The sequence below is a fragment of the Bartonella rattimassiliensis 15908 genome (genome assembly GCF_000278215.1).
Classification (GTDB): domain Bacteria; phylum Pseudomonadota; class Alphaproteobacteria; order Rhizobiales; family Rhizobiaceae; genus Bartonella; species Bartonella rattimassiliensis.
This window is the reverse complement of sequence record NZ_JH725068.1, coordinates 180,512-180,964: the sequence shown is the minus strand read 5'-3', so window position 1 is coordinate 180,964 and position 453 is coordinate 180,512. Positions and strand designations below refer to the sequence as shown.

General features: G+C 42.4%; 1 pseudogene. It reads left to right on the top strand.

What is annotated here, in order from left to right:
* Window positions 1-453, top strand: a pseudogene (locus MCY_RS09680) (hypothetical protein); the annotation flags it as partial.

The following is a 453-nucleotide window of genomic DNA, read 5'->3' as shown; positions in this document are numbered from 1 at the left end:
GTTCACCAAAGAGATTAACAATGCAATTGCCGATGTGCAAGGTGATAGCCTTGTTAAGAAAGAGATAGATACAAATCAAATTACTATTGGTAAGGCAGTAGAAGGCGGTGAAATCAACATTGCTAACAGCCATGGCGAGGCTCGGACTCTTTCTGGTGTAAAAGAAGCCACGAAGAGTGATGAAGCGGTTAACAAGGGCCAGCTTGATGAAAATTTAGAAAAGCTTTCTACCAGTCTTCAATCTGTTGACTCAGCTGTTGTTCATTACGATAAAAATGCAAGGGGTGAAATTAACTACGCGAGTGTGACTTTGGGTGGTAAAGAGAAGCCTCTTGTAGGTCTTCACAATGTTGCCAACGGTGTAATTTCTTCAGAATCACATGATGCAATCAATGGCTCTCAGCTTTATGCTTTAGGCAGTGGTGTTGCGAAATCTTTAGGTGGCGGTGCTAG